At 69.9% G+C, this 26,253-nt stretch carries 23 protein-coding genes; 17 read left to right on the forward strand and 6 right to left on the reverse strand.

Features of this window, described 5'->3' with window-relative positions; all coding sequences use genetic code 11:
- The first annotated feature begins 103 nt into the window (after positions 1 to 103).
- Together ACH492_RS10160 and thiD are read left to right on the forward strand one after the other, a co-directional pair.
- Entirely contained in the window at positions 104 to 1,075 is a 972-nt protein-coding gene (locus ACH492_RS10160; protein ID WP_307660873.1) for a thiamine-phosphate kinase, read from the forward strand.
- A gap of 10 nt (positions 1,076 to 1,085) precedes the next feature.
- The gene (thiD, locus tag ACH492_RS10165; protein WP_398984687.1) at positions 1,086 to 1,886 is read left to right on the forward strand and encodes a bifunctional hydroxymethylpyrimidine kinase/phosphomethylpyrimidine kinase; all 801 of its coding nucleotides are present in this window, start codon (positions 1,086 to 1,088) and stop codon (positions 1,884 to 1,886) included.
- Positions 1,887 to 2,031: 145 nt separating this feature from the next.
- Here thiD and rpmB read toward each other — a convergent pair whose 3' ends face one another.
- Positions 2,032 to 2,217, reverse strand: coding sequence for a 50S ribosomal protein L28 (gene rpmB / locus ACH492_RS10170; RefSeq protein WP_307660871.1), 186 nt, complete (start codon positions 2,215 to 2,217; stop codon positions 2,032 to 2,034).
- Between the two features lie 260 nt (positions 2,218 to 2,477).
- Between rpmB and ACH492_RS10175 the strand changes: the two genes are divergently transcribed.
- The 9 genes from ACH492_RS10175 (at position 2,478) to mutM (ending at position 11,572) form a co-directional block, all read left to right on the forward strand.
- A complete protein-coding gene (locus ACH492_RS10175; protein ID WP_398984689.1) occupies positions 2,478 to 4,070 on the forward strand; it encodes a DAK2 domain-containing protein in 1,593 nt (530 codons plus the stop codon).
- 94 nt (positions 4,071 to 4,164) lie between these two features.
- Entirely contained in the window at positions 4,165 to 6,348 is a 2,184-nt protein-coding gene (recG, locus tag ACH492_RS10180; protein ID WP_398984691.1) for an ATP-dependent DNA helicase RecG, read from the forward strand.
- Between the two features lie 110 nt (positions 6,349 to 6,458).
- Positions 6,459 to 7,043: a 16S rRNA (guanine(966)-N(2))-methyltransferase RsmD gene (rsmD, locus tag ACH492_RS10185; protein ID WP_398984693.1), complete on the forward strand. Its 585-nt coding sequence runs from the start codon at positions 6,459 to 6,461 to the stop codon at positions 7,041 to 7,043.
- Positions 7,044 to 7,069: 26 nt separating this feature from the next.
- Entirely contained in the window at positions 7,070 to 7,549 is a 480-nt protein-coding gene (coaD, locus tag ACH492_RS10190; RefSeq protein WP_307665797.1) for a pantetheine-phosphate adenylyltransferase, read from the forward strand.
- A 98-nt stretch (positions 7,550 to 7,647) separates the two neighbouring features.
- A complete protein-coding gene (locus ACH492_RS10195; RefSeq protein ID WP_398984695.1) occupies positions 7,648 to 8,715 on the forward strand; it encodes an ATP synthase F0 subunit B in 1,068 nt (355 codons plus the stop codon).
- 181 nt (positions 8,716 to 8,896) lie between these two features.
- Positions 8,897 to 9,502: a DUF177 domain-containing protein gene (locus tag ACH492_RS10200; RefSeq protein ID WP_356223719.1), complete on the forward strand. Its 606-nt coding sequence runs from the start codon at positions 8,897 to 8,899 to the stop codon at positions 9,500 to 9,502.
- 2 nt (positions 9,503 to 9,504) lie between these two features.
- On the forward strand, positions 9,505 to 9,678 hold the full coding sequence (rpmF, locus tag ACH492_RS10205) for a 50S ribosomal protein L32 (RefSeq protein ID WP_026165248.1): 174 nt from the start codon (positions 9,505 to 9,507) through the stop codon (positions 9,676 to 9,678).
- 19 nt (positions 9,679 to 9,697) lie between these two features.
- Entirely contained in the window at positions 9,698 to 10,579 is an 882-nt protein-coding gene (rnc, locus tag ACH492_RS10210) for a ribonuclease III (RefSeq protein WP_398984697.1), read from the forward strand.
- Positions 10,580 to 10,702: 123 nt separating this feature from the next.
- Positions 10,703 to 11,572 (forward strand): bifunctional DNA-formamidopyrimidine glycosylase/DNA-(apurinic or apyrimidinic site) lyase, encoded by an 870-nt coding sequence (mutM, locus tag ACH492_RS10215; RefSeq protein WP_398984699.1) that lies wholly within the window; start codon positions 10,703 to 10,705, stop codon positions 11,570 to 11,572.
- Here mutM and ACH492_RS10220 read toward each other — a convergent pair.
- Together ACH492_RS10220 and ACH492_RS10225 are read right to left on the reverse strand one after the other, a co-directional pair.
- Positions 11,536 to 11,922, reverse strand: coding sequence for a helix-turn-helix domain-containing protein (locus ACH492_RS10220; protein WP_307660863.1), 387 nt, complete (start codon positions 11,920 to 11,922; stop codon positions 11,536 to 11,538). The genes mutM and ACH492_RS10220 overlap by 37 nt on opposite strands.
- Positions 11,923 to 11,977: 55 nt before the next feature.
- Positions 11,978 to 12,754 carry a CAP domain-containing protein gene (locus ACH492_RS10225; protein ID WP_398984701.1) on the reverse strand — a complete coding sequence of 259 codons (777 nt, stop codon included), beginning with the start codon at positions 12,752 to 12,754 and terminating at the stop codon, positions 11,978 to 11,980.
- Between the two features lie 184 nt (positions 12,755 to 12,938).
- Here ACH492_RS10225 and ACH492_RS10230 point away from each other — a divergent pair, with 184 nt between their 5' ends.
- From ACH492_RS10230 to ACH492_RS10245, 4 genes are all read left to right on the forward strand, one after another.
- On the forward strand, positions 12,939 to 13,220 hold the full coding sequence (locus ACH492_RS10230) for an acylphosphatase (RefSeq protein WP_215097131.1): 282 nt from the start codon (positions 12,939 to 12,941) through the stop codon (positions 13,218 to 13,220).
- Between the two features lie 391 nt (positions 13,221 to 13,611).
- A complete protein-coding gene (locus ACH492_RS10235) occupies positions 13,612 to 13,830 on the forward strand; it encodes a hypothetical protein (RefSeq protein WP_215097132.1) in 219 nt (72 codons plus the stop codon).
- A gap of 157 nt (positions 13,831 to 13,987) precedes the next feature.
- A complete protein-coding gene (smc, locus tag ACH492_RS10240; protein ID WP_398984704.1) occupies positions 13,988 to 17,542 on the forward strand; it encodes a chromosome segregation protein SMC in 3,555 nt (1,184 codons plus the stop codon).
- Between the two features lie 221 nt (positions 17,543 to 17,763).
- Positions 17,764 to 19,185 (forward strand): sugar porter family MFS transporter, encoded by a 1,422-nt coding sequence (locus ACH492_RS10245; RefSeq protein ID WP_398984706.1) that lies wholly within the window; start codon positions 17,764 to 17,766, stop codon positions 19,183 to 19,185.
- An 88-nt stretch (positions 19,186 to 19,273) separates the two neighbouring features.
- Here ACH492_RS10245 and ACH492_RS10250 read toward each other — a convergent pair whose 3' ends face one another.
- On the reverse strand, positions 19,274 to 20,245 hold the full coding sequence (locus ACH492_RS10250) for an LLM class flavin-dependent oxidoreductase (RefSeq protein ID WP_398984708.1): 972 nt from the start codon (positions 20,243 to 20,245) through the stop codon (positions 19,274 to 19,276).
- Positions 20,246 to 20,304: 59 nt separating this feature from the next.
- Entirely contained in the window at positions 20,305 to 21,762 is a 1,458-nt protein-coding gene (locus tag ACH492_RS10255; protein ID WP_398984710.1) for a cytosine permease, read from the reverse strand.
- 171 nt (positions 21,763 to 21,933) lie between these two features.
- Here ACH492_RS10255 and ftsY point away from each other — a divergent pair, with 171 nt between their 5' ends.
- Positions 21,934 to 23,157: a signal recognition particle-docking protein FtsY gene (gene ftsY / locus ACH492_RS10260; protein WP_398984712.1), complete on the forward strand. Its 1,224-nt coding sequence runs from the start codon at positions 21,934 to 21,936 to the stop codon at positions 23,155 to 23,157.
- A gap of 467 nt (positions 23,158 to 23,624) precedes the next feature.
- Here ftsY and ACH492_RS10265 read toward each other — a convergent pair whose 3' ends face one another.
- Positions 23,625 to 24,272: a bifunctional DNA primase/polymerase gene (locus ACH492_RS10265; protein WP_398984714.1), complete on the reverse strand. Its 648-nt coding sequence runs from the start codon at positions 24,270 to 24,272 to the stop codon at positions 23,625 to 23,627.
- Positions 24,273 to 24,701: 429 nt separating this feature from the next.
- Between ACH492_RS10265 and ACH492_RS10270 the strand changes: the two genes are divergently transcribed.
- Positions 24,702 to 26,177, forward strand: a complete 1,476-nt coding sequence (locus ACH492_RS10270; RefSeq protein WP_398984716.1) for a hypothetical protein — start codon at positions 24,702 to 24,704, stop codon at positions 26,175 to 26,177.
- The last annotated feature ends 76 nt before the right edge of the window (positions 26,178 to 26,253 follow it).

Here is a 26,253-nt window from a genome sequence, read left to right on the forward strand (position 1 = left end):
AGTTGACGTATCTCTTGACGGTACCTACGGCGCAGACGGCTCGCGACCGCAAGCAAGCAGCACTGCCGGGCACTCCGGCAGGACGACGGAGAGGTGAGACTCGGTGAAGGGCACTGTGGGCGAGTTGGGGGAGTTCGGGCTCATCAGGGAGCTCACCTCACGGCTCACCTCCACCCCCGCGGTCCGGCTCGGACCCGGTGACGACGCCGCGGTCGTGGCCGCACCCGACCGCAGGGTGGTGGCGAGCACGGACGTCCTGCTGGAGGGACGGCATTTCCGCCGCGACTGGTCGACCGCGTACGACGTCGGCCGCAAGGCCGCCGCCCAGAATCTGGCCGACATCGCGGCGATGGGGGCGGTCCCGACCGCGCTGCTGCTCGGCCTGGTCGTACCTGCCGAACTCCCGGTCACCTGGGCCACCGAGCTGATGGACGGCATCCGCGACGAGTGCCAGGTCGCCGGAGCCGCGGTGGTCGGCGGCGATGTCGTACGCGGCGATGTCATCACCCTCGCGATCACCGCGCTCGGCGATCTGCGGAACCATGAACCGGTCACCCGGGCAGGCGCCAAGCCCGGCGATGTCGTCGCGTACACCGGCTGGTTGGGCTGGTCGGCCGCCGGGCACGCGGTGCTCTCGCGCGGCTTCCGCTCGCCGCGCGCCTTCGTCGAGGCGCACCGGCGGCCCGAGCCGCCGTACCACGCGGGACCCGCGGCGGCCGGCCTCGGCGCCACCGCCATGTGCGACATCAGCGACGGACTCGTCGCCGACCTCGGGCACATCGCGGAGGCCAGCAAGGTCCGGATCGACCTGCGCTCGGGCTCCATCGACATCCCCTCGCAGATGAACGACATCGGCCAGGCCGTCGGCGTCGACCCGCTGCAGTGGGTGCTGACCGGGGGAGAGGACCACGCGATCGTCGCGACCTTCCCGCCGGACGTGAAGCTGCCGGCCCGCTGGAAGGTGATCGGTGAGGTGCTCAACCCGTCGGCGCTGCCGCAGGTGACGGTCGACGGTGCGCCCTGGACCAGCAAGGGCGGCTGGGACCACTTCGGAGACATCGAGGACGGCAAGTAGATTCGGGGGCATGGACATACCTCCCCGGGTGCCTCCTCGCGTGCTCACCGTCGCCGGGTCCGACTCCGGCGGCGGCGCGGGCATTCAGGCGGACCTCAAGACGATGCTGGCGCTCGGCGTGCACGGCATGAGCGTGCTCACCGCGGTCACGGCGCAGAACTCCCTGGGTGTGCGGGGCGCGTGGGAGCTGCCGGTCGATGCGGTACGGGCGCAGTACCGCAGCGTCGTCGACGACATCGGGGTACAGGCCGTGAAGACCGGCATGCTGGCGTCCGCCCCGCTCGTCGAGACGGTTGCCGAGCTGCTGGCCGATGTGGACGCACCGGTGGTCGTCGACCCGGTGGGGGTCTCCAAGCACGGCGACCCGCTGCTGGCCGCCTCCGCGCTGGACTCCGTACGCAAGAAGCTGCTGCCGGTCGCCACCGTCGCCACGCCGAATCTGGACGAGGTCGGTCAGCTGACGGGTGTGGTGGTCGAGGACGAGACAGGGATGCGGCGGGCCGCGGACGCCGTGCTCGGCTTCGGGCCGCGGTGGGCGCTGATCAAGGGCGGGCATCTCGCGGGGGACGCGGTGGACCTGCTGACGGACGGCGCGGAGGAGTACTGGCTGCGCGCGCCCCGGCACGACAACCGGCACACCCATGGGACGGGCTGCACCCTGGCGTCCGCGGTCGCGTCGGGGCTGGCGAAGGGGATGGGGGTCCCGGATGCCGTGCGGGCCGCGAAGGAGTACGTCACCGGGGCGATCGCGGCCGGGTTCCCGCTGGGAGGCGGGATCGGCCCTGTCGATCACGCCTGGCGCTTCCGGTGACCGTCGCACGCGCACGTGTACGAGTGCGAGTACGAGTAAGAACACGGACAGGGGCATGGATACGGGCACGCCAAAAAGCCGGTCCACCGAGGTGGACCGGCTTTAAAGGCAACCGGAGGGGCTGCGCTACGACGAACTGTCGGCGTTAGCGCGAGACCTTGCCGGCCTTGATGCACGAGGTGCAGGCGTTGAGCCGCTTCGGCGTCCCACCGACCACGGCACGCACACGCTGGATGTTCGGGTTCCAGCGACGGGACGTACGGCGGTGCGAGTGCGAGATGCTGTTGCCGAAGCCCGGCCCCTTGCCGCAGACGTCGCAGTTGGCAGCCACGGGTCACTCCAAAGACTTCAGATGCACTTACAGTGAATTCCGGCGCGCCGGAAATCAGTGATCTGATTGGTGGCTTTGCCGGGGGAATGGCCCGACTTTCATCGGGCAACCGGAGCAGCATACAACGACTGCGTCCGAGATACGAAACTACCATGGCTTCTCCCGCCCCCGCCCCGGACCCCGCTGCCGCCCGGGGTCTACCCTGCGGTGCAACCCCGCTGCCCACGGCCCATTCCGGGCCGCTCAAGGAGGATCACCAGGTGCCGCAGACCCTCGACGCCGCAGCGGTACGCACCTGGTGCTCACTGGCGCTGGAGGCCCTGGGCCGTGAGCGCGAGGAGATCGACGCGATCAATGTCTATCCGGTCGCGGACGGGGACACCGGCACAAATCTGTATCTGACCGTGGAGTCCGCGTCGCAGGCCGTGGAGGCGGTCTTCGCCGCGCACGAGACCGGGTCGTCGGCGCCCGCGCCGGCCGACGTGGTGCGGGCGATGGCCCACGGGGCGCTGATCGGCGCCCGTGGGAACTCCGGGACGATCCTGGCGCAGCTGCTGCGGGGCATGGCGGAGCGGCTGGGAGACGGAGATCACCTGGCCGGAGCGCTGCGCCGGGCCGCCACTCTGGCGCGCGAGGCCGTCGCCCATCCCGTCGAGGGCACGATCCTGAGCGTGGCAGGAGCGGCGGCGCAGGCCGCGGGCGCGTCCCCGCAGGATGCGGTGCGGGCGGCGTACGAGGGGGCGCGACAGGCACTGGACGCCACCCCCGGACAGCTCGCCGTGCTGGAGCGCGCGGGGGTCGTGGACGCGGGCGGGCGCGGGTTGCTCATGGTGCTCGGGGCGTTGGTCGAGGCGGTGACGGGGGAGGCCCCTGTCGCGCCTGTGCTGGCTCATGTACGCCATGAGATCGGTGACCCGGGCTTGGAGCCGTGCGCCGGCGGGGGGCCGGCCTTCGAGGTGATCTACCTCCTGGAGGCGGACGACGCGGCGGTGGCACGGCTGCGGACCCGGCTCGACGGGCTCGGCGACTCGCTTGTCGTCGTCGGCGGGGACGGCCTGTGGAACGTCCACGTACACGTCGACGACGCGGGCGCGGCGGTGGAGGCGGGCGTCGAGGCGGGGCGGCCGTACCGGATCCGCATCACGCACTTCGACACCGCGGCGGCGCCCCGGGAGAGGGAACAGGTGCAGCGGGCGGTCGTCGTGGTGGTCCCCGGGGAGGGCCTGTCGGTTCTGTGCGCCGAGGCGGGCGCCACAACGGTGCTCGCCCGCCCTGGGGAGCCGCTGGCCAGCGGCGAACTGGTCGACGCGATCCGTCGCGCTCACGCGCGCGAGGTGGTCCTCCTCCCGAACTCCGCGGAGCTCCGCCACACCGCCGCAGCGGCCGCCGAACAGGCCCGCACGGAGGGCGTACGGGTCGCCCTCATCCCGACCCGCGCGGCGGTCCAGGGCATCGCGGCCCTCGCCGTGCACGAGCCGGACCGCCGATTCGACGAGGACGTGGTCGCCATGACGGCGGCGGCGGGCGCAACGCGCTATGCCGAACTCGCCGTCGCCGAGCGGCAGTCGTGGACGTCGGCGGGCGTGTGCCAGGCCGGAGACGTCCTGGGCCTGATCGACGGCGACGTGGCGGTGATCGGTGCGGACCTGGCGGCCACTGCGGAGGTGGTGCTGGACAGGATGCTGGCGGCAGGGGGCGAGCTGGTGACGCTGGTCCTGGGCGAGGACGTTCCGGACGGCGACGCGGTGACGGCGCGCCTGGAGAGGTACGTACGCGACGGCTACCTGGCGGTGGACACACTGGTGTACCGGGGCGGGCGGGGGTCGACGCCGCTGCTCGTCGGCGTGGAGTAGGGACGTCGCAGGGGCGGCGAAGGGCGGCTCGCGGCACCGTGGTGACCAGCGGATATCCACAGGTGCGCGACGTCTGTCAGTGGTGTGGTGTGCAATGGATCGCGTGCCCGCGCTCGACGAACCTCTGAAGAACACGCTCGGCGCCGCCACCGCGAAGGTGATGGCCGAGCATCTCGACCTGCATACGGTCGGCGATCTCCTGCACCACTACCCCCGCCGGTACGAGGAGCGCGGCCAGCTGACCAGGCTGGCCGATCTGCCGCTGGACGAGGACGTCACCGTGGTCGCTCAAGTCGCCGACTCCCGGGTGCTGAAGTTCAACCACGGCCGGGGCCAGCGCCTGGAGATCACCCTCACCGACGGCAGCGGCCGGCTCCAGCTGGTCTTCTTCGGCCGGGGAATCCACAAGCCGCACAAGGACCTGCCGCCGGGCAGCCGCGGGATGTTCGCCGGCAAGGTGTCCGTCTTCAACCACAAGCTGCAGCTCGCGCACCCCACGTATGTACCGCTGGGCGCGGACAGCGGCGACGACGCCGTGGACGCCTTCGCGGGCAAGCTGATCCCCATCTACCCGGCCTGCAAGGGCTTGGAGTCCTGGAAGATCACCAAAGCGGTGGACGCGGTGCTGCCCAGGGCCGTGGAAGCCGTCGATCCACTGCCGCCCGCGCTGCGCGAGGGACGTGGGTTCGCATCGCTGCCCGAGGCACTGCTCAAGGTCCACCGGCCGGACACCAAGGCGGACATCGAGGACGCGCGCCAGCGCCTGAAGTGGGACGAGGCGTTCGTCCTCCAGGTCGCCCTCGCCCGTCGGCGGTACGACGACACCCAACTCCCCGCCGTGGCACGCAGACCCAGACCGGACGGACTGCTCGACGCCTTCGACGCCAAGCTGCCCTTCACCCTCACCGAGGGCCAGCAGAAGGTCTCCAAGGAGATCTTCGACGATCTGGCGACCGAGCACCCGATGCACCGCCTCCTCCAGGGTGAGGTCGGTTCGGGCAAGACGATGGTCGCGCTGCGGGCGATGCTCACCGTCGTTGATTCGGGCGGGCAGGCCGCGATGCTCGCGCCCACCGAAGTCCTCGCCCAGCAGCACCATCGCTCGATCACCGAGATGATGGGCGAGTTGGCGGAGGGAGGAATGCTCGGCGGTGCCGAGCACGCCACCAAGGTGGTCCTGCTGACCGGCTCGATGGGCGCGGTCGCCCGGCGGCAGGCGCTGCTCGACCTGGTGACCGGCGAGGCCGGGATCGTGATCGGCACGCACGCGCTGATCGAGGACAAGGTGCAGTTCCACGATCTGGGTCTGGTCGTCGTCGACGAGCAGCACCGCTTCGGCGTGGAGCAGCGTGACGCCCTGCGCTCCAAGGGCAAGCAGCCGCCGCACCTGCTCGTCATGACCGCCACCCCCATTCCCCGTACGGTCGCGATGACGGTCTTCGGCGATCTGGAGACCTCGGTCCTGGACCAGCTGCCGGCCGGGCGTTTGCCGATCGCCAGCCATGTGGTCCCCGCCCAGGACAAGCCGCACTTCCTGGCGCGCGCCTGGGAGCGCGTGCGCGAGGAAGTCGAGAAGGGACACCAGGCGTACGTCGTCTGTCCCCGTATCGGCGACGGCGAGGACGATCCGAAGAAGAAGTCCGCCGAGGACGAGGCCGAGAAGCGCCCGCCGCTGGCCGTGATCGAGATCGCCGGGCAGCTCGCCAAGGGACCGCTGAGCGGCCTGCGCGTCGAGGTGCTGCACGGGCGGATGCAGCCCGACGACAAGGACGACGTCATGCGCCGGTTCGCCGCCGGCGATGTGGACGTCCTGATCGCCACCACCGTCATCGAGGTCGGTGTCAACGTCCCCAACGCCACCGCCATGGTGATCATGGACGCGGACCGGTTCGGCGTATCGCAGCTGCACCAGCTGCGCGGCCGGGTCGGCCGTGGCTCGGCCCCCGGGCTGTGTCTGCTGGTCACCGAGATGCCCGAGGCGAGCCCCGCCAGGGCCCGGCTCGGCGCGGTCGCCGCCACCCTCGACGGCTTCGAGCTCTCCCGTATCGACCTCGAGCAGCGCCGCGAGGGCGATGTGCTCGGCCAGGCCCAGTCCGGCGTGCGCTCCTCGCTGCGGATGCTCACCGTCATCGACGACGAGGAGGTCATCGCGGCCGCCCGCGAGGAGGCGGTGGCGATCGTCGCCGAGGACCCGGACCTCGAGCGGCTGCCCGAACTGCGTACGGCGCTGGATGCGCTGCTTGACACGGAGCGGGAGCAGTACCTCGACAAGGGCTGACGGCCAGCAGGAGAGCGGTCCGCCCCGCATCGGCCGCCTTCGAAGCAATATCCTCGGGTGTGCACCCGCCGTATCCGCACCCCCCCACAACCCGACGAGGACCGACAGCCATGACCCGCGTGATCGCCGGCGCGGCCGGCGGACGCCGTATCGCCGTCCCGCCCGGCACCGGCACCCGCCCCACATCCGACCGCGCTCGCGAGGGGCTCTTCTCCAGCTGGGAGTCGCTCCTCGGCACGCTCAGCGGCATCCGAGTCGCCGATCTGTACGCGGGCTCCGGCGCCGTCGGCCTGGAGGCGCTCTCCCGCGGCGCGTCCCACGCCCTGCTCGTCGAGGCCGACAGCCGCGCCGCCCGTATCGTCCGGGAGAACGTCCGGGCGCTCGGCCTGCCCGGCGCCGAGGTGCGTAGCGGCAAAGCGGAACAGATCGTGACAGGTCCGGCTCCCGACGCCCCGTACGACGTCGTCTTCCTCGACCCTCCGTACGCCGTCACCGACGACGATCTTCGCGAGATTCTGCTCACACTCCGCGCCCAGGGCTGGCTCGCGGACGATGCTCTCGCCACCGTGGAGCGCAGCACCAGAGGCGGCGAATTCATATGGCCGCAGGGCTTCGAGCCATTGCGGGCCCGTCGTTACGGCGAGGGCACGCTTTGGTACGGTCGCGCCGCCTCTACGTATGAAGACGCACGATGACCGGACCGGAGAGCGAGGGACGTAAGTTGCGCCGCGCAGTCTGTCCGGGGTCTTTCGACCCCATCACCAATGGACACCTCGACATCATTGCCCGCGCCTCCAAGCTGTACGACGTCGTACATGTCGCGGTGATGATCAACCAGTCCAAGCAGGGACTGTTCACCGTCGAAGAGCGGATGGACATGATCCGCCAGGTCACCAGTGAGTACGGGAACGTCGAGGTGGAGTCCCATCACGGCCTCCTCGTCGACTTCTGCAAGCAGCGCGACATCCCGGCCATCGTCAAGGGCCTGCGGGCGGTCAGCGACTTCGACTACGAGCTGCAGATGGCCCAGATGAACAACGGCCTCTCGGGCGTCGAGACCCTCTTCGTCCCGACCAACCCCACCTACAGCTTCCTCTCCTCCAGTCTGGTCAAGGAGGTCGCCGCCTGGGGCGGGGACGTCTCCCACCTGCTGCCGCCCGTGGTCCATGAGGCACTGACCCGGCGCCTCGCCGAGAAGTGACGGGCTGACAGTCCGTCACCCGGTGTCGGGCGGGCGCCGACTGCCCGTACAGTCGTCCCGTCCGTCTCCCATCAGCTGTAGAGAGTGGCGAACACACGGTGGACGTCCAAAAGAAGCTCGACGAGATCGTCGAGGCGGTCGGGAACGCCCGGTCCATGCCCATGTCGGCCTCCTGCGTGGTCAACCGCGCCGAGCTGCTCGCCATGCTCGAAGAGGTCAGGCAGGCCCTGCCGGGATCCCTGGCCCAGGCCCAGGAGCTGATCGGCGGCCGTGAGCAGCTGGTCGAGCAGGCCCGCCAGGAGGCCGAGCGCATCATCGAGAGCGCCCACGCCGAGCGCGGCTCGCTGATCTCGGACACGCAGGTCGCCCGCCAGTCCCAGGACGAGGCGGACCGCATCCTCGCCGAGGCCCGCAGGGAAGCCGAGGAGATCCGCGCCGAGGCCGACGACTACGTCGACTCCAAGCTCGCCAACTTCGAGGTCGTCCTCACCAAGACCATCGGCTCCGTCGACCGCGGCCGCGAGAAACTGCTCGGCCGCGGCCCCGGCCTGGACGAGCAGGGCTACATCGACCCTGCCGAGGACGACGCCCCGGAGTACAGCGCGGACCCGCAGACCCTCATCCAGCGCGCGGACGAGTACGTCGACGCCAAGCTCGGCGCCTTCGAGGCGGTGCTCTCCAAGACCCGTGACGCGGTGGGCCGGGGCCGTCAGAAGCTGCACGGCCGGACCACCAGCGACGCTCTCGGCGAGCACATGGCCGCCCAGGACGCGGCGGGCCCGCAGCAGCACGCGAGCGACGCCGACTATCTGGCCGGTCTGGCGGAGCTGGCCGATCCGCAGGCCCAGCCGCAGCACCAGTACCAGCCGCAGGCCGAGCCGCAGCAGCAGATCCCGGCCCAGATCCCGCAGCAGGATCCGTACGCCTACCAGCCGCAGGAGGCGTACGCCGGCTACCAGACGGATCCGTACGCCGCGTACCAGCAGCAGGGCTACGACCAGCAGTACGTCCAGCAGGACCCGTACGCCTACCAGCAGCCGGTACAGCAGCAGGACCAGCACCAGCAGCAGGTCCAGCAGCAGGGCGCGGCCCTCGACGAGACCAGCCTGTTCGACACCAGCATGATCGACCTCGAGCAGCTGCGCCGTTATGAGCAGGGGCGCTGAAGAAGCCGCCCGGAAGCACCGGATTGGGTCTACAGCGGCCCGTCCAGTATCCTGGCTCTTCGGTCGCGCGTAGTTTCGCGATCCCGGCTGCCCGCTTCGTATCCGAATCGGGACGGCCCCTCCCCACGATCCGAAAGCAGGAAAAGCCCTGAGCACGCGCCTTGACCACCGCAACCCCCTCGTGTTCGACACACACGAGCTGGGGCGGCGTCCCGGTGCTCTCCAGCGGCTGACCCGCTCGGTCCCGGCCCCCAAGGACTTCGGTATCGAAGGGGTCATCGGCGTGCCTCTGGGCTCGCCCGTGGAGATCGACCTCCGCCTGGAGTCGGTCATGGAAGGTGTGCTTGTTACAGGCACCGCCCGTGCATCGGCCGAGGGGGAGTGCGTAAGGTGTCTGGAGCCGCTCAGCCAGGAGGTTGCGGCGGATTTCCAGGAGATGTTCACGTACCCCGACGCCGATGACCGGGGCCGCAGTCGCACTGCGGAGCCGGTCGACGACGCCGAGGACGAGGACACGCTTTTTCTCGAGGACGGCCTGTTCGACCTCGAGCCCGTGCTGCGTGATGCGGTGGTGCTCGCACTGCCGATGCAGCCGGTGTGCCGGGAGACCTGCGCCGGCCTGTGCCCCCAGTGCGGGGTCAGGCTGGACGAGAACCCGGACCACCATCACGATGCCGTCGACATTCGTTGGGCGGCTTTGCAGGGACTCGCCGAGACCATTCAGGACGGCGAGAAGGACAACATGGGCGGCGCCGAAGCGGGCGTCGACGAGAAGCAGGAGAAGTAGCCGTGGCTGTTCCGAAGCGGAAGATGTCGCGCAGCAACACGCGCCACCGCCGGTCGCAGTGGAAGGCTGCGGTCCCCACCCTGGTTTCGTGTGAGCGTTGCCAGGAGCCGAAGCAGCAGCACATCGCGTGCCCGAGCTGCGGCACCTATAACAAGCGCCAGGTCCTCGAGGTCTGAGCGGCTGGTGAGAGGCCCGATGTCTGAGCTGTCCAATGCCAAGAAGCAGGCGGACGCAGTAAACACAGCCAACGCAGCCTCGTCCCACACGCTTCTGGAAGGGCGGCTCGGGTATCACCTCGAGTCCGCCCTTCTGGTGCGTGCGCTGACCCACCGTTCGTACGCGTACGAGAACGGCGGTCTGCCCACCAACGAGCGGCTCGAATTCCTCGGGGATTCGGTGCTCGGTCTGGTGGTCACCGACACGCTGTACCGCACCCACCCCGACCTGCCCGAAGGCCAACTGGCCAAGTTGCGGGCCGCGGTGGTCAATTCGCGTGCGCTGGCGGAGGTCGGTCGCGGCCTCGAACTCGGCTCCTTCATCCGGCTCGGCCGGGGCGAAGAGGGCACGGGTGGCCGGGACAAGGCGTCCATCCTCGCCGACACCCTGGAAGCGGTGATCGGTGCGGTCTATCTCGACCAGGGCCTCGAGGCGGCCTCGGAGCTGGTGCACCGGCTCTTCGACCCGCTGATCGAGAAGTCCTCGAACCTTGGCGCGGGCCTGGACTGGAAGACCAGTCTCCAGGAGCTCACCGCCGCCGAGGGGCTCGGAGTCCCGGAGTATCTCGTCACCGAGACCGGCCCGGACCACGAGAAGACCTTCACTGCTGCCGCCCGCGTCGGTGGTGTCTCGTACGGCACCGGCACCGGCCGCAGCAAGAAGGAAGCGGAGCAGCAGGCGGCGGAGTCCGCATGGCGGGAGATCCGTGCCGCCGCGGACGAGCGCCTGGCCGCGGCGAAGGCCGAAGCCGAAGCGGCGGCCGACGCGACGCCCGAGGCGTCCGACGAATCCGAGGAATCCGACGGAGGGGCCGCCGACACCCTTTCGACCTCGGAACCCGCGGACCGGGCCACGGCCTGAGTCGACGTATCCGCTTTCCCGTGAGGCCCCTCGCTCCCCTGGAGCGCAGGGGCCTCACCGGTTCGTCGTCCGGCACAGCGGTACGCTGCGGGCACCACCGTGAGAGTTGCCCGAAGGAGCCCAGTGCCCGAGCTGCCCGAGGTCGAGGTCGTACGTCGCGGACTCCAGCGCTGGGTCAGCGGCCGTACGATCGCCGAGGTGCAGGTCCTGCACCCGCGTGCGGTCCGCCGCCATCCGGCCGGCGCCGAGGACTTCGCGGCGCATCTCAAGGGACATAGGGTCGGCGTCGCCCGCCGCCGCGGCAAGTACCTCTGGCTGCCGCTCGCGGACACGGACGCCTCGATCCTCGGTCATCTGGGCATGAGCGGGCAGCTGCTCGTCCAGCCCGAGGACGCCGCCGACGAGAAGCATCTGCGGATCCGGATCCGCTTCGACGACCCTCTCGGCACCGAGCTGCGCTTCGTCGACCAGCGCACCTTCGGCGGTCTTTCGCTGCACGACAACACCCCCGAGGGGCTGCCCGACGTCATCGCACACATCGCGCGCGATCCGCTCGACCCGGCCTTCGACGACGCGGCCTTCCACACAGCGCTGCGCCTGCGCCGTACGACCGTCAAGCGCGCGCTGCTGGACCAGTCGCTGATCAGCGGGGTCGGAAACATCTACGCGGACGAGGCGCTGTGGCGCGCGAAGCTCCACTACGAGCGCCCCACCGCGACTCTTACACGCCCCCACTCGACTGAACTGCTCCGTCATGTACGGGACGTGATGAACGCGGCCCTGGCCGTCGGCGGCACGAGCTTTGACAGTCTCTATGTGAACGTGAACGGCGAATCAGGCTATTTCGACCGGTCGTTGGACGCTTACGGGCGAGAGGACGAGCCCTGCCGTCGCTGCGGCACACCCATGCGCCGGCGCCCCTGGATGAACCGGTCCAGCTACTTCTGCCCGCGCTGTCAGCGGCCGCCACGGCTGACGAGCACACTGTCGTAACGCTCGCGCGCCGCCAGCACCTCGGGCATCCGGCCCTCCACCAGGTGGATCAGCCCGAGCAGCCGCTCGGCCACGGCGCGTCCCAGCGGGGTCAGCTCGTAGTCCACCCGCGGCGGATTCGTGGGCTGTGCGTCCCTGTGCACCAGGCCGTCGCGCTCCAGGGCCTGCAGTGTCTGGGAGAGCATCTTCTCGCTGACTCCGTCGACGCGCCGCCGCAGTTCGTTGAAGCGGAGGGTCCCTTCGTACAGGGCCCCGATGGTCAAACTGCCCCAGCGGCCCGTCACATGCTCGAGCGTGCCGCGCGAGGGGCACTGCTTCGAGAACACGTCGAAGAGGTGGCCGTCGTCCATGACGGCCACCTTACTCCGACGCAGCGCTGACCAAGAGAAAGTGAGACGCAGAGCCTCAGAAGCCGAAGTCCTGGGTCCACCAGGGGCCGCCGTCACCCAGGTACACACCGACGCCCAGCGTCTTGTACTCGCAGTTGAGTATGTTCGCGCGGTGACCGTCGCTGTTCATCCAGGAGTTCATCACAGCGGCCGCGTCGGCCTGCCCGCGGGCGATGTTCTCGCCGCCGAGCCCCTGTACGCCCGCTTTCGCGGCGCGGTCCCAGGGGGTCGCTCCGCCCGGGTCCGTGTGGTCGAAGAACCCACGCGCGGCCATGTCGGCGCTGAAGTCCCCGGCGAGATCCGCCAGTGCGGCATCGGACCGCACCGGGCTGCACCCCACCTTCGCGCGCTCCTTGTTGACCAGGCTGAGCACCTCGGCCTCGACGGCCGCAGCGCCCGTGGCCACGGGCTTGGCCCGCTCGGAAGCACGGTCGGAGGCGCGCGTCTCGGTACGGGACGGAGGTGCGGTGCTCTCTTTCCGCTTCTCCGGGGCCTTCGTCTGCTTGGAAGGCGTCGCCGACGGCTTGGCCGGCGTGGGGGAGGGGGTCTTCGACGGCGCCTGCGGGCGGGTGACACTCGGGCTGGCGGAGGCCGAGGCCTCGTTCGTCGGCTCGGCGCTCGCGTCGCCCTGCGTCTGCAGCTTCGCCGAGCCCTCGGTGCGTACCTGCCCGCTCGACTCGCTGCCGCCGCTGACGTTGAACTTGTCGCCGCCCGGCAGCAGGCCGGACGCGACGGCCACGGCGCCTACCGCCATGGCTGCGGAAGCACCGAGCAGCCCGGTGCGCACGGGCACAGCTGCCCGCCTCTTCCGGCTATGGCGTCCCATCTGCAGTGCCTTCCTCGTGCTCGACGATGCTTGACGGTCGAATATCAAAGCAGACTCACCCATACGGGTGAGGCTCATTCCGACCGGACTGTACGCCATGACGGGTGGGGGCGAAGTGCTCAGAGAGGAATTGGCCGGTTAGCTTGCACCCATGGATGATGTTGCACGGCTCACCGCCTGGGTACGCGGCCGAGTACAGGGAGTGGGCTTCCGCTGGTTCACCAGGGCAAATGCTCTGGAGATCGGCGGCCTTACGGGATTCGCCGTCAATCTCGACGACGGCAGAGTGCAGGTTGTGGCAGAGGGGTCACGTGAGAATTGCCACCGTTTACTGGAGTGGCTGCGCTCCGGCGACACACCCGGGCGGGTCGACGGTGTCACTGAGATCTGGGGCACTCCGCGAGGCGGTTACGAGGACTTCGCGATCCGCTGAAGATCACCACGGATTTCGTCGCCTCAGCGGCCCAAAACGCATGCCTCAGGCACCTGCCTTTGGCGGAATGACCTGGTGGTTGCCAAGAAGGGCTTGTCGTGCGAGGCTGCGCCAGGAAGAATGATCTCTACGCCCCAAGGGCCCCGCAGATGAGGCTCCGCCGCAGCTTTCGCGGCCGGATGCCCCCGGGTTTGCCCGCTGATGCGGGGCGTGATCGTGTTGACCGTCAAACTTTTTGGTGAGACTCTGGAAGTCCCCGCGCACCTTAGCTGTTTGGCAGTAAGAACCGCAGCAATATCAGCAGTAACAAGCACTGTCGAACACCGCGGGTGCGATTCCCTCACGACCCACACCGCTTCGGTCGGTCACTCAGTGTGGAGGACCATCCATCATGGCAAAGGCGCTTCTCGGTTACGTCGGCGGTTCCGACCCGCGACTCCTCGCCGAGATGCGACGGCTTCAGCAGCGCGTCCAGGACCTGGAATCCGAGCTTGTACGGATCCAGTCCGAGAACGACGCGCTCAACGCTGCCGTCGCTCAGCACCCCGGAGAGTCGCTGCTTGACGGCATCGACATCGACGTACCCCAGGCGGAGCCTGCGCTCACCTGAGCACGGCGATCTCTGGAGATACATCGCGCAAGATATGCAAGGGACGCTTCGGCGTCCCTTCTTTCTTTGCCCCCGCCCCTACGGTGCCTCTCTTAACGTCTGATGTGCCCTGCACCTTCATGGGTGAAACCGCGAGTGAAAGGTAGAGTCCGGCGGCGTGCACCTCAAGGCCATGACCCTGCGCGGGTTCAAATCCTTCGCCTCCGCCACGACACTGCGGTTCGAGCCCGGCATCACCTGTGTCGTGGGGCCCAACGGCTCCGGCAAGTCCAATGTGGTGGACGCACTCTCCTGGGTCATGGGTGAGCAGGGAGCCAAGTCGCTGCGCGGCGGCAAGATGGAGGACGTCATCTTCGCCGGGACGACCGGGCGGCCGCCTCTCGGCCGCGCCGAGGTCTCTCTCACCATCGACAACTCCGACGGCGCGCTCCCGATCGACTACGCCGAGGTCACCATCACGCGGATCATGTTCCGCAACGGCGGCAGCGAGTACCAGCTCAACGGCGACACCTGCCGGCTCCTCGACATCCAGGAACTGCTGTCCGACTCCGGCATCGGCCGCGAGATGCACGTCATCGTCGGGCAGGGCCAGCTCGACTCCGTACTGCATGCCGATCCGATGGGCCGCAGGGCCTTCATCGAAGAGGCCGCCGGCGTCCTCAAGCACCGCAAGCGCAAGGAGAAGGCGCTGCGGAAGCTGGACGCGATGCAGGCCAACCTCGCCCGTGTACAGGACCTGACCGACGAGCTGCGCCGGCAGCTCAAGCCGCTGGGGCGGCAGGCCGCGGTGGCGCGGCGGGCCGCCGTCATCCAGGCCGATCTGCGCGACGCCCGGCTGCGGCTGCTCGCCGACGATCTCGTACGGCTGCGGGAGGCGCTGCGCAGCGAGATCGCCGACGAGGCCGCGCTCAAGGAACGCAAAGACGCCGCGGAGGCGGAGCTCAAGGCGGCGCTGAGCCGCGAGGCGGAGCTGGAGGACGACGTACGGCGCCTCGCACCGCGGCTGCAGCGGGCGCAGCAGAGCTGGTACGAGCTGTCCCAGCTGGCCGAGCGGGTGCGCGGCACGATCTCGCTGGCCGACGCGCGGGTGAAGAGCGCGACCGCGGCGCCCGCGGACGAGCGGCGCGGCCGCGACCCCGAGGACATGGAGCGCGAGGCCGCCAGGATCCGCGAGCAGGAGGCGGAGCTCGAGGCCGCTCTGGAGGCGGCCGAGCGCGCGCTGGAGGACACCGTCGCGCACCGCGCCGAACTGGAGCGGGAGCTGGCCGTCGAGGAGCGGCGGCTCAAGGATGTCGCGCGGGCGATCGCCGACCGGCGCGAGGGACTGGCCCGCCTCAACGGTCAGGTCAACGCCGCCCGTTCGCGGGCCGGATCGGCCCAGGCCGAGATCGACCGGCTGGCCGCCGCACGCGACGAGGCCCAGGAACGGGCTGTGGCCGCCCAGGAGGAGTACGAGCAGCTGAAGGCAGAGGTCGACGGGCTCGACGCCGACGACTCCGCGCTCGGCGAGCGGCACGACGCGGCCAAGCGCGAACTGGCGGAGGCGGAGGCGGCACTGAGCGCGGCCCGCGAGGCCCTCACCGCCGCCGAACGCAAGCGCGCAGCCATGGCCGCCCGCCGCGAGGCGCTCGCCCTGGGCCTGCGCCGCAAGGACGGCACGGGCGCGCTGCTCGCCGCGAAGGACCGGCTGAGCGGTCTGCTCGGCCCGGCGTCCGAGCTCCTCACCGTCGCTCCCGGCTACGAGGTGCCGGTCGCGGCGGCTCTGGGCGCGGCCGCGGACGCCATCGCCGTGTCGACCCCTGCGACCGCCGCCGAGGCGCTGCGGCTGCTCCGCAAGACGGACGCGGGGCGCGCGGCAATACTGCTGGGCGGCGCCCCCGAATCCGTACCGCCGGAGCGGCACGCGGATGCGCCCGCGTACGCCGCCGATCTGGTGCGCGGGCCCGATGAGCTGATGCCCGCCGTGCGCCGGCTGCTGCGGGGCATGGTCGTCGTCGGGACGCTGGAGGAGGCCGAGGATCTGGTCTACTCGCGGCCCGAACTCACCGCCGTGACCGCCGAAGGCGACGTCCTAGGGGCGCACTTCGCGCAGGGCGGATCCGCCGGAGCGCCGAGCCTGCTGGAGGTGCAGGCATCCGTCGACGAGGCGGCCGCCGAGCTGGAGGAGCTGGCCGTCCAGTGCGAGGAGCTGGCCGCCGCCCAGCAGCTGGCCACCGCGCGTCGCCGCGAATGTGCCGCGCTGGTGGAGGAGTTGGGGGAGCGCCGCCGGGCCGCCGACCGTGAGAAGTCGGCCGTGTCGGGGCAGCTGGGACGGCTCGCCGGGCAGGCCCGCGGCGCCGCGGGCGAGGCCGAGCGGACGACCGCGGCCGTCGCCAGGGCGCAGGAGGCGCTGGAGCGGGCGCGGGAGGAGGCCGAGGAGCTGGCCGAGCGGCTGCTCGTCGCCGAGGAGGCTCCCATCGAGGAGGAGCCCGACACGCATGTACGGGACCGGCTCGCCGCCGACGGCGCCAACGCACGCCAGACCGAGATGGAGGCCCGCCTCCAGGTCCGTACGCACGAGGAGCGCGTCAAGGGGCTCGCGGGGCGCGCGGACGCACTCGACCGGGGAGCGCGCGCCGAGCGCGAGGCACGGGCGCGCGCCGAACAGCGGCGCGCCCGGCTGCGCCACGAGGCGGAGGTCGCGTCCGCTGTGGCGAGCGGCGCCCGCCAGCTGCTGGCGCACGTCGAGGTCTCGCTGGTGCGGGCCGAGGCGGAGCGGGTCGCGGCCGAGGGAGCCAAGGCCGAGCGCGAACAGGAGTTGAGCGCAGCCCGCAATCAGGGGCGCGACCTCAAGAGCGAGCTCGACAAACTCACGGATTCAGTTCACCGCGGCGAGGTACTCGGGGCGGAGAAGCGGCTGCGGATCGAGCAGTTGGAGACCAAGGCTCTGGAGGAGCTCGGCGTGGAACCGGCCGGGCTGATCGCGGAGTACGGCCCCGACCAGCTGGTGCCGCCGTCACTGCCCGCCGAGGGAGAGGACCTGCCCGATGATCCTGAACACCCGCGCAACCAGCCGAGACCTTTCGTACGCGGTGAGCAGGAGAAGCGGCTCAAGTCCGCCGAACGGGCGTATCAGCAGCTCGGGAAGGTGAATCCGCTTGCCCTGGAGGAGTTCTCCGCGCTGGAGGAACGCCACAAGTTCCTCTCGGAACAGCTTGAAGACCTGAAGAAGACCAGGGCCGACCTACTCCAGGTGATCAAGGAAGTCGACGAGCGCGTCGAGCAGGTCTTCACCGATGCGTACCGGGACACGGCCCGCCAGTTCGAGGGTGTCTTCTCGCGGCTCTTCCCGGGCGGCGAGGGCCGGCTGATTCTGACCGACCCCGACAACATGCTCACCACGGGCGTGGATGTCGAGGCCCGGCCGCCGGGCAAGAAGGTCAAGCGGCTCTCGCTCCTGTCGGGCGGCGAGCGGTCGCTGACCGCCGTCGCGCTGCTGGTGTCGATCTTCAAGGCCCGGCCGAGCCCGTTCTATGTGATGGACGAGGTCGAGGCTGCGCTCGACGACACCAACCTCCAGCGGCTGATCCGGATCATGCAGGAGCTCCAGGAGTCCTCGCAGCTGATCGTGATCACGCACCAGAAGCGGACGATGGAGGTCGCTGACGCGCTGTACGGCGTCTCCATGCAGGGCGACGGCGTCTCCAAGGTCATCAGCCAGCGCCTTCGCTGACAACCGCTGACAACGCTGACCAATCTTCAAGTGTTGAACTCAAGTCGATACGCCTGCGGTTCAATCTCTTTGATACACGGGCTTGACTTCGAAACTTGAACGAATAGTCTCTGCAACGTTGCTTTTACCTTCAGGTGGTGGGCGTCGTGGAGTTGTGCGCCACTTGAAGGGCTCGCCCTGCCCACGCCCGGCGACGCTGCCGGACGGCCCCAGGAGTACACGTGACCAGCACCTCGCAGCCGCCACCGGCATCGGGAGCCCGTGAAGCCCACCCTGAGCATCTCGCCCACGTCATCTTCATCACGGCCTCCGCCGCGATGGGCGGCTTCCTCTTCGGGTACGACAGCTCCGTGATCAACGGCGCCGTCGAGGCCATCCGGGACCGCTACGACATCGGCTCGGGAACGCTCGCCCAGGTCATCGCCATCGCCCTGATCGGCTGCGCCATCGGCGCCGCCACCGCCGGCCGGATCGCCGACCGCATCGGCCGCATCCGCTGTATGCAGATCGCCGCCGTGCTCTTCACCGTCAGCGCGCTGGGCTCCGCTCTCCCCTTCGCTCTCTACGACCTCGCCTTCTGGCGCGTCATCGGCGGCTTCGCCATCGGCATGGCCTCGGTCATCGGCCCGGCCTACATCGCCGAGGTGTCCCCGGCTGCCTACCGAGGCCGGCTCGCCTCCTTCCAGCAGGCCGCGATCGTCATCGGCATCGCCGTCTCCCAGCTGGTCAACTACGGCATCCTGCAGCTCGCCGACGGTGAGCAGCGCGGCGAGATCGGCGGGATCGAGGCCTGGCAGTGGATGCTCGGCGTCATGGTCGTCCCCGCGATGCTGTACGGCCTGCTCTCCTTCGCGATCCCCGAGTCGCCCCGCTACCTGATCTCCGTCGGAAAGGTCGACAAGGCGAAGGGGGTCCTCAGCGAGGTCGAGGGCAAGAAGATCGACCTGGACGCCCGCGTCGCCGAGATCGACCTCGCGATGCGCCGCGAGCACAAGTCGAGCTTCAAGGACCTGCTGGGCAGCCGCTTCAACTTCCTGCCCATCGTCTGGATCGGCATCGGACTCTCCCTCTTCCAGCAGTTCGTCGGCATCAACGTCGTCTTCTACTACTCCGCGGCGCTGTGGCAGTCGGTCGGCATCGACCCGGCCAGCTCGTTCTTCTACTCGTTCACCACGTCGATCATCAACATCATCGGCACAGTGATCGCGATGGTCCTGGTCGACCGGGTCGGCCGACGTCCGCTCGCCCTCGTCGGCTCGACCGGTATGGCGATCGCTCTCGCCTTCGAGGCCTGGGCCTTCTCCGCCGACCTCGTCGACGGCAAGCTGCCCAGCACCCAGGGTGCCGTCGCTCTGATCGCCGCGCATGTCTTCGTGCTCTTCTTCGCCCTCTCGTGGGGCGTCGTGGTCTGGGTCTTCCTGGGCGAGATGTTCCCGAACCGGATCCGTGCAGCGGCACTCGGCGTGGCCGCGTCCGCGCAGTGGATCGCCAACTGGGCCATCACCGCGAGCTTCCCGAGCCTGGCGGACTGGAACCTCTCCGGCACGTACGTCATCTACACAGTCTTCGCCGCGCTCTCGATCCCCTTCGTGCTTCTGTTCGTCAAGGAGACCAAGGGCAAGGCGTTGGAGGAGATGGGCTAATCCCCGCTGCCCCTCTCCTCACCACGGAACTGCCCCGGCTCAGCGTCTCCCAGAGGCCCTTGAGCCGGGGCAGTACGTGTGCCCGGGCTCAGCCGGTGAGCCGGGGGAGCACGCTCTCGGCGAAGAGCTGAAGGCTGCGCCAGCCCTCGTCCACCGGCATGCCGCCGCACAGCGGATGCAGCACCAGACTGTCCCCGCCGAGCGCCACGCACTCGTCCGGCGTGACGATCCGGTACACGCCCTCGTGGCGCAGCTCCTCGACCGTCGTCGCCTTCGAGCGCACCGCGGAGCGGATGTCCTTCGACTGCCAGGAGGCGTACATCCGCGCCTCGTGCAGGAAGTGTCCGCCATGCTCGGCCCATGCGCGGTCCGGGTCCTCCGCGAGATGCAGGAGCGGCGTCTTCTCCGCCGGCATCATCGTCCAGCCCTCGGTCCCGTACCGCTCACGCTGCTCGTGGTAGTACGCCTCCAGCTCCGGCAGATGAGCGCTCGGGAAGAACGGCAGCCCGAGCCGGGCCGCGCGCCGGGCCGCCGCTCGCGAGGAGCCGCCCACCAGCAGCATCGGATGCGGCCGGGTGTACGGACGCGGGGTCACCCGGACAGTCCGGCCGCGGTATGTGAACGGCTCACCGGTCCACGCCGTCAGCAGTGTCTCGAGCAACTCGTCCTGGAGCTTGCCGCGCCGGGTCCACTCCACCCCCAACTGCTCGTACTCCTCGGGCCGGTAGCCGATGCCCGCGACCGTGACCAGACGGCCCTTGCCGACCAGATCGAGTACGGCGATGTCCTCGGCCAGCCGCAGCGGGTCGTAGAGCGGACCGATGATCGCGGAGACGGTGACCGCGATCCGGCGCGTGGAGCCGAGGACCGCGCCGGCGAAGACGAAGGGGGACGGCAGCCAGTTGTTCTCGGCGCCGTGGTGCTCCTCGGTCTGGATCGTGTCGAGGCCGCGGTCGTCGGCGTACGCGGCCATCTCCAGGGCGGCGCGGTAGCGAGCCGCGAGGGTCTCGGGCGTCGCGCCGGGATCGACGAGATTGAAGCGGGCCACTGTGAAGGCCATGGGAACGTCCCCCTCCGCCGGTATGAACGTGGCGAAGGGGGACGGTAACTGACGTAGCGTCAGATTGACAGGGTCTCGGACTCGGATTCCGCGACGGGGGCGGCCGGGATCGGCTCGGGCGCCGCGGACCGGGTGCGCGGCAGCACCGCGTACAGCGCCGCCGAGACGACGATCGTGGCCGCCCAGCCCAGGCCGTGCTTCCCGATCCAGGTCGGGGCGAGCGGACCGGCGAACCAGTCGACCTTGGTGAAGAGCAGACCGACCAGCAGCGCGAGCGCCCACGCCGTCATGGCCTGCCAGGCGAAGCCGCCGCGGTACCAGTAGGCGCTGGCGCGCGTGGTGTCCATCAGCGCCTCACCGTCGTACGTACGCCGGCGCAGCATGTCCACACCGAAGACGCCGATCCACGCCGAGAACGCCACCGCCAGCAGCGTCAGGAAGGAGATGAACGAGCCGATGAAGCTGGTCGCCACCACCATCAGCAGGAAGCCGAAGACCAGGCTGATGACGGCGTTCACGCTGACCGCCCAGGCGCGCGGGACCTTGATGCCCAGGGTCTGCGCGGTGAAGCCCGCCGAGTACATCGACATCGAGTTGATCAGCAGCATGCCCACCAGCGCGATCAGGAGATACGGAACGGCGATCCACATCGGCAGAATCTGGCCGATGAACGCGACCGGGTCGGTGGCGCTCGCCAGATCCGGTGTCGAGACCGCCATCACCGCGCCCATCAGCAACATCGGCAGTACGACGATCCCGGCTCCGCCGACCGTCGAGCCGACCATCGCCCTGCCGGAGGCGGCGCGCGGGAGGTAGCGGGTGAAGTCCGGGCCCGAGGGGACCCAGCTGATGCCGCCCGCCGCGATGGTGCCGATACCCGCGACCATCATCGCCGTCGACCCGGCCGGCTTGCCGAAGACCGCGGACCAGTCGGTGTTCGCGACCAGATGGACCAGCACCAGCACGCTGAACGCGCCGAAGAGATATGTCGACCACTTGCTGCACACACGCAGCGCGTTGATGCCGAGGCCGGAGACCAGGAACGTGCAGGCGACGAAGACCAGCAGCGTGACCACGATCAGCGCGGTGTTGCTCTTCACGCCGAAGAGCAGATCCAGCACGGTCAGCACGGCATACGCGCCGGTAACCGCATTGATCGTCTCCCAGCCCCAGCGCGCGACCCAGATGAGCGATCCGGGGAAGAGATTTCCGCGCTGGCCGAAGACCGCGCGGGACAGGGCCATGCCGGGGGAGCCGCCGCGCTTGCCGGCGATGGAGATCAGGCCCACGATTCCGTACGAGACGAGGGGTGCCGCGACCCCGACGACCAGCACCTGCCAGAAGTTCAGACCGTTGAAAACGATCAGGCCCGCGCCCATGGTGAGCAACAACACGCTGATGTTGGCTGCGACCCAGGTGGGGAAGAGTTCACGTACGTGGCCGGTGCGCTCGCCGTCGGGGACGGGTTCGAGGCCACGAGTCTCTATTGCGCCTTCGGATTCGGAGGCGTGGGGCATGGAAGTGCTCCGTACAGAGGTGGGGGCGCCGGGGGAGAGGTGCCGGCCGGCAGAGGCCTGAACAACCAGCATCGCCCGTACCCCCCAAAAGGTCCAAATGGAGTCCGATGCCTTGTGGGATCCTCCGGGGGCTGCTGCGGGTGAGCGGTCGTGGCCGATACTGGGTGGGTTATGGAAATCCTCATCCTTGCTGTAGTCATCGCCCTGGTCGCGGTCGGCGCGATCAGCGGGCTCGTGGTCAGCAGCCGCAAGAAGAAGCAGCTGCCGCCCTCGGCGCCGTCGAGCACGCCGACCATCACTGCCCCGCCCGCCGAGCCTCAGGTCGGTGAGGACGCGGCGCCGACGGTCGAAGAGCCACGCCGCACGATCGAGGAGGTCGACCTCCCCGAAGCCGCCGAGGCCGTCGAGACCCCGGCCGCCGTCGAGGATCCGGTCGTCGCGGCGCCGCCGCTCCCCGAGATCGAGATCCCCGAGCCGACCGCAGGCCGTCTGGTCCGGCTCCGCGCCCGCCTCGCCCGGTCCCAGAACACGCTCGGCAAGGGGCTGCTCACGCTCCTGTCCCGAGACAACCTCGACGAGGAGACCTGGGAGGAGATCGAGGACACCCTGCTCACCGCGGACGTCGGCGTCGCGCCGACCCAGGAGCTGGTCGAGCGGCTGCGCGAGCGCGTAAGGGTGCTCGGTACGCGTACGCCCGACGAACTGCGCGGCCTACTGCGCGAGGAACTGCTGCATCTGCTCGGCACCGACTTCGACCGCGCGGTGAAGACCGAGAGCGGTCTGGACACCCCTGGCGTCGTCATGGTCGTCGGCGTCAACGGCACCGGAAAGACCACGACGACCGGCAAGCTGGCGCGGGTGCTCGTCGCGGACGGCCGCTCCGTGGTGCTCGGCGCGGCGGACACGTTCCGCGCGGCGGCCGCGGACCAGCTCCAGACCTGGGGGGAGCGGGTCGGCGCGCGCACGGTGCGCGGACCGGAGGGCGGCGACCCGGCGTCGATCGCGTTCGACGCGGTCAAGGAGGGCATCGCCGAGGGCGCCGACGTCGTACTGATCGACACGGCGGGCCGGCTGCACACCAAGACGGGCCTGATGGACGAGCTCGGCAAGGTCAAGCGCGTCGTCGAGAAGCACGGACCGCTGGACGAGATCCTGCTGGTCCTGGACGCCACGACGGGGCAGAACGGTCTGGTCCAGGCGCGGGTGTTCGCGGAGGTCGTGGACATCACCGGCATCGTGCTGACGAAGCTGGACGGCACGGCCAAGGGCGGCATCGTGATCGCGGTCCAGCGGGAGCTGGGCGTACCGGTGAAGCTGGTGGGCCTGGGCGAGGGATCGGACGACTTGGCGCCGTTCGAGCCGGAGGCGTTCGTGGACGCGCTGATCGGCGACTAGCTGCCGCTGGGGCGGGCCTGTTCCCCGACCCGCCCCTCCCTGTAACTGGGGCTCCGCCCGGACCCCGCGCCTCAATCTCCCCAGGCTTCGTCCGGGGACCCCCACGAGGCTTGGTTTCGGGGCTCCGCCCCGAGCCCCGCTCCTCAAACGCCGGAGGGGCTGGATTCTGGGCTCCGCCCCGGACCCCGCGCCTCAAACTTCCCCGGACTTCGTCCGGGGGGACCCCCACGGGGCTTGAGTTTCCGCCGGGCGGGCGGAAACTCAAGCCCGTCCGGCGATTGAGGACAACGCCCGAAGGGCGTACGGGGGGCTGAGGGCTTGCCCCCAGTTCGGGAAGCGGCGGGGCGGGGAGCAAGCCCGCCGAAGGCGCACCCGCTCGCGGCGCGGCATGGGCGTGCCCAACGAAATGCCCGGCTACGTGGTGCAGACGAGGCCGGGCACTCCCGTATCGGCTGCCCGACCCAGCGTCACGAACGATGGCAGACGTACGCCAGCGTGCCCAACAGCAGTCGCGCCTCCGGCGGCGCCGTCGCCGTGTCCAGAGACGGTGGGCGCAGCCAGCTGACCGGGCCCAGGCCCGCGTGGTCGGAGGGCGGGGCCGTGATGTGGGCGCCCGGGCCCAGGCAGTGCAGGTCCAGGTCCGCGTCGTCCCAGCCCATCCGGTAGAGCAGGTCCGGGAGTTCGTCGGCGGCGCCTGGGGCGACGAAGAACTTGCAGCGGCCGTCCGGCGTGGCCGTCACCGGGCCGATCGGCAGCCCCATCCGCTCCAGGCGCACCAGCGCCCGGCGGCCGGCCGGGGCGGCGATGTCGAGGATGTCGAAGGTGCGGCCGACCGGCAGCAGCAGCGACGCGCCCGGCACCTCCGACAAGGCCTTGGTGACCTCGTCCAGCGTCGCGCCCGCGGGCACCTCGGGTGCGAAGCCCAGTGGATGGGCCCCCGGGGACGCGCAGTCCGCCACCCCGCAGGAACATTCGCCGGACGCCGCTCGCGCCCCCGGCGCCACGTCCCAGCCCCACAGCCCTGTGTACTCGGCCACCACTGTGCACTCTGTGGTGCGGCCGCGGCGCCGTGAGCCGGACCGCATCTCCCGGATGCCGCCGATCGTGAAGCCCATGCCCCCTCCAACGGGTCTGAGTCGCCGGTGGTTACGACCCGAAGTCTCCTCGTGACACTGAGTCGCAACCGGTAAAGGTCTGGTGGCGCACAGTGGCGCAAGGGGTGGTGCGGACCAGGCTGCGCGCCTGTGCGTGCACCGCTCCGCCACGTCCTGATTGTCGTATGTCAAGTGAATCGCGCCCGGCGGCAAGGGAGTTCATTCGAAGGGGTGGCGAATGGTGGCGTTTCTGCAATTGCGCTCGCGAGAGGGGTGATCGTGGGATTACTTTCAGTACACGAACCCTGGAGCTTTGCGCACCCGCGGGTATGCCGGGGGCAACTCGGTTTCCTGTTCGGTAGGGCGCAACCTCCGCACGGACGGTCTCAACTCACGGCATTCTGGTAGGGGTTCGGGGCAACAGAGGCTTCAGCGGATGGGGGCGTTCCAGTGGACGGCAGCGGCGCAGGCGGTACGGAGGCCGGCAAGCGCCCGAACGAGCAGTTGAGCTCGTGGTTCGTGCGCAGCGGTTGGTCGAAGGGCGAACTCGCGCGTCAAGTGAACCGCCGGGCGCGCCAGATGGGCGCACACCACATCAGCACCGACACCTCACGCGTACGCCGATGGCTCGACGGCGAGCAGCCGCGCGAGCCGATTCCGCGCATCCTCTCCGAGCTGTTCTCCGAGCGCTTCGGCACCGTTGTCGCCATCGAGGACCTCGGACTGCGCTCGGCGCATCAGTCACCCGCAGTGTCCGGGGTGGATCTTCCCTGGGCGGGCACCCAGACCGTCGCCCTGCTCAGCGAGTTCTCGCGCAGCGACCTGATGCTGGCCCGGCGCGGCTTCCTCGGGACCTCGCTCGCCCTGGCCGCGGGACCCGCACTCGTCGAGCCGATGCAGCGCTGGCTGGTGCCCTCCCCGCCCGGTGAGCCGGGGCAGCAGGTGCCTCTCGCAGCGTTGCGCAGGGCTTCGCGGCTCTCCAAGCCCGAGCTGGAGCTGCTGGAGTCCACCACCGCGATGTTCCGCCAGTGGGACGCGCAGTGCGGCGGCGGGCTGCGACGCAAGGCCGTCGTGGGCCAACTGCACGAGGTAACCGATCTGCTGCAGGAGCCGCAGCCCCAGGCCACCTCGCAGCGGCTGTTCAGGTGCGCCGCCGAGCTCGCCGAGCTGGCCGGCTGGATGAGTTACGACGTCGGACTGCAGCCCACTGCTCAGAAGTACTTCGTACTCGCCCTCCACGCCGCCAAGGAAGCGGGCGACAAGCCCCTCGGCTCGTACATCCTGTCCTCCATGAGCCGCCAGATGATCCACCTCGGGCGGCCCGACGACGCCCTGGAGCTCGTCCATCTCGCGCAGTACGGCAGCCGCGACTGCGCGACCCCGCGCACCCAGGCGATGCTGTATGCGATGGAGGCCCGCGCTTACGCCAACATGGGCCAGCCCAGCAAGTGCAAGCGAGCCGTCCGGATGGCCGAGGACACCTTCGCCGACGCCGGTCTCGACGGCGAGTCCGAGCCCGACTGGATCCGCTTCTTCTCCGAGGCCGAGCTCAATGGGGAGAACGCCCACTCGTACCGAGATCTGGCCTACGTGGCGGGCCGCAGCCCTACCTACGCCTCGCTCGCCGAGCCGGTCATGCGGCGCGCGGTCGAGCTTTTCGGCCAGGATGACGAGCACCAGCGGTCGTACGCACTCAATCTGGTCGGCATGGCCACGGTTCATCTGCTCAAGAGGGAGCCCGAGCGGTCCACGGAGCTGGCAGGCCAGGCGCTCAAGATCGCCAAGCGGGTGCGCTCCGAGCGGGTCAACACCCGGTTGCGCAAGACCGTCGACACGGCGGCCCGGGACTTCGGCGACGTGCCCGAGGTCGCCCACTTCACCGACCAGCTGACCTCCCAGCTGCCCGAGACCGCGGAAGCGGTCTGAGCGGGCGGCGTCACCAGGCCCCGGCCGCGGCGCTCACCCCGAACAACCCGACTCGGCTCCCCCGTGCCAGGTCAGG

Origin of the sequence: Streptomyces sp. NPDC019443, assembly GCF_044389785.1 — a bacterium.
Taxonomy (GTDB): Bacteria; Actinomycetota; Actinomycetes; order Streptomycetales; family Streptomycetaceae; genus Streptomyces.

What these genes read in the sequence shown, in the direction of transcription:
- ACH492_RS10230 (WP_215097131.1), top strand. Translation starts at nt 12,939, where the DNA reads ATGGATGATGTTGCACGGCTCACCGCCTGGGTACGCGGCCGAGTACAG.
- ACH492_RS10265 (WP_398984714.1), bottom strand. Translation starts at nt 24,272, where the DNA reads ATGGGCTTCACGATCGGCGGCATCCGGGAGATGCGGTCCGGCTCACGG.
- thiD (WP_398984687.1), top strand. Translation starts at nt 1,086, where the DNA reads ATGGACATACCTCCCCGGGTGCCTCCTCGCGTGCTCACCGTCGCCGGG.
- ACH492_RS10255 (WP_398984710.1), bottom strand. Translation starts at nt 21,762, where the DNA reads ATGCCCCACGCCTCCGAATCCGAAGGCGCAATAGAGACTCGTGGCCTC.
- rsmD (WP_398984693.1), top strand. Translation starts at nt 6,459, where the DNA reads ATGACCCGCGTGATCGCCGGCGCGGCCGGCGGACGCCGTATCGCCGTC.
- recG (WP_398984691.1), top strand. Translation starts at nt 4,165, where the DNA reads ATGGATCGCGTGCCCGCGCTCGACGAACCTCTGAAGAACACGCTCGGC.
- ACH492_RS10235 (WP_215097132.1), top strand. Translation starts at nt 13,612, where the DNA reads ATGGCAAAGGCGCTTCTCGGTTACGTCGGCGGTTCCGACCCGCGACTC.
- ftsY (WP_398984712.1), top strand. Translation starts at nt 21,934, where the DNA reads ATGGAAATCCTCATCCTTGCTGTAGTCATCGCCCTGGTCGCGGTCGGC.
- rnc (WP_398984697.1), top strand. Translation starts at nt 9,698, where the DNA reads ATGTCTGAGCTGTCCAATGCCAAGAAGCAGGCGGACGCAGTAAACACA.
- ACH492_RS10220 (WP_307660863.1), bottom strand. Translation starts at nt 11,922, where the DNA reads ATGGACGACGGCCACCTCTTCGACGTGTTCTCGAAGCAGTGCCCCTCG.
- ACH492_RS10250 (WP_398984708.1), bottom strand. Translation starts at nt 20,245, where the DNA reads ATGGCCTTCACAGTGGCCCGCTTCAATCTCGTCGATCCCGGCGCGACG.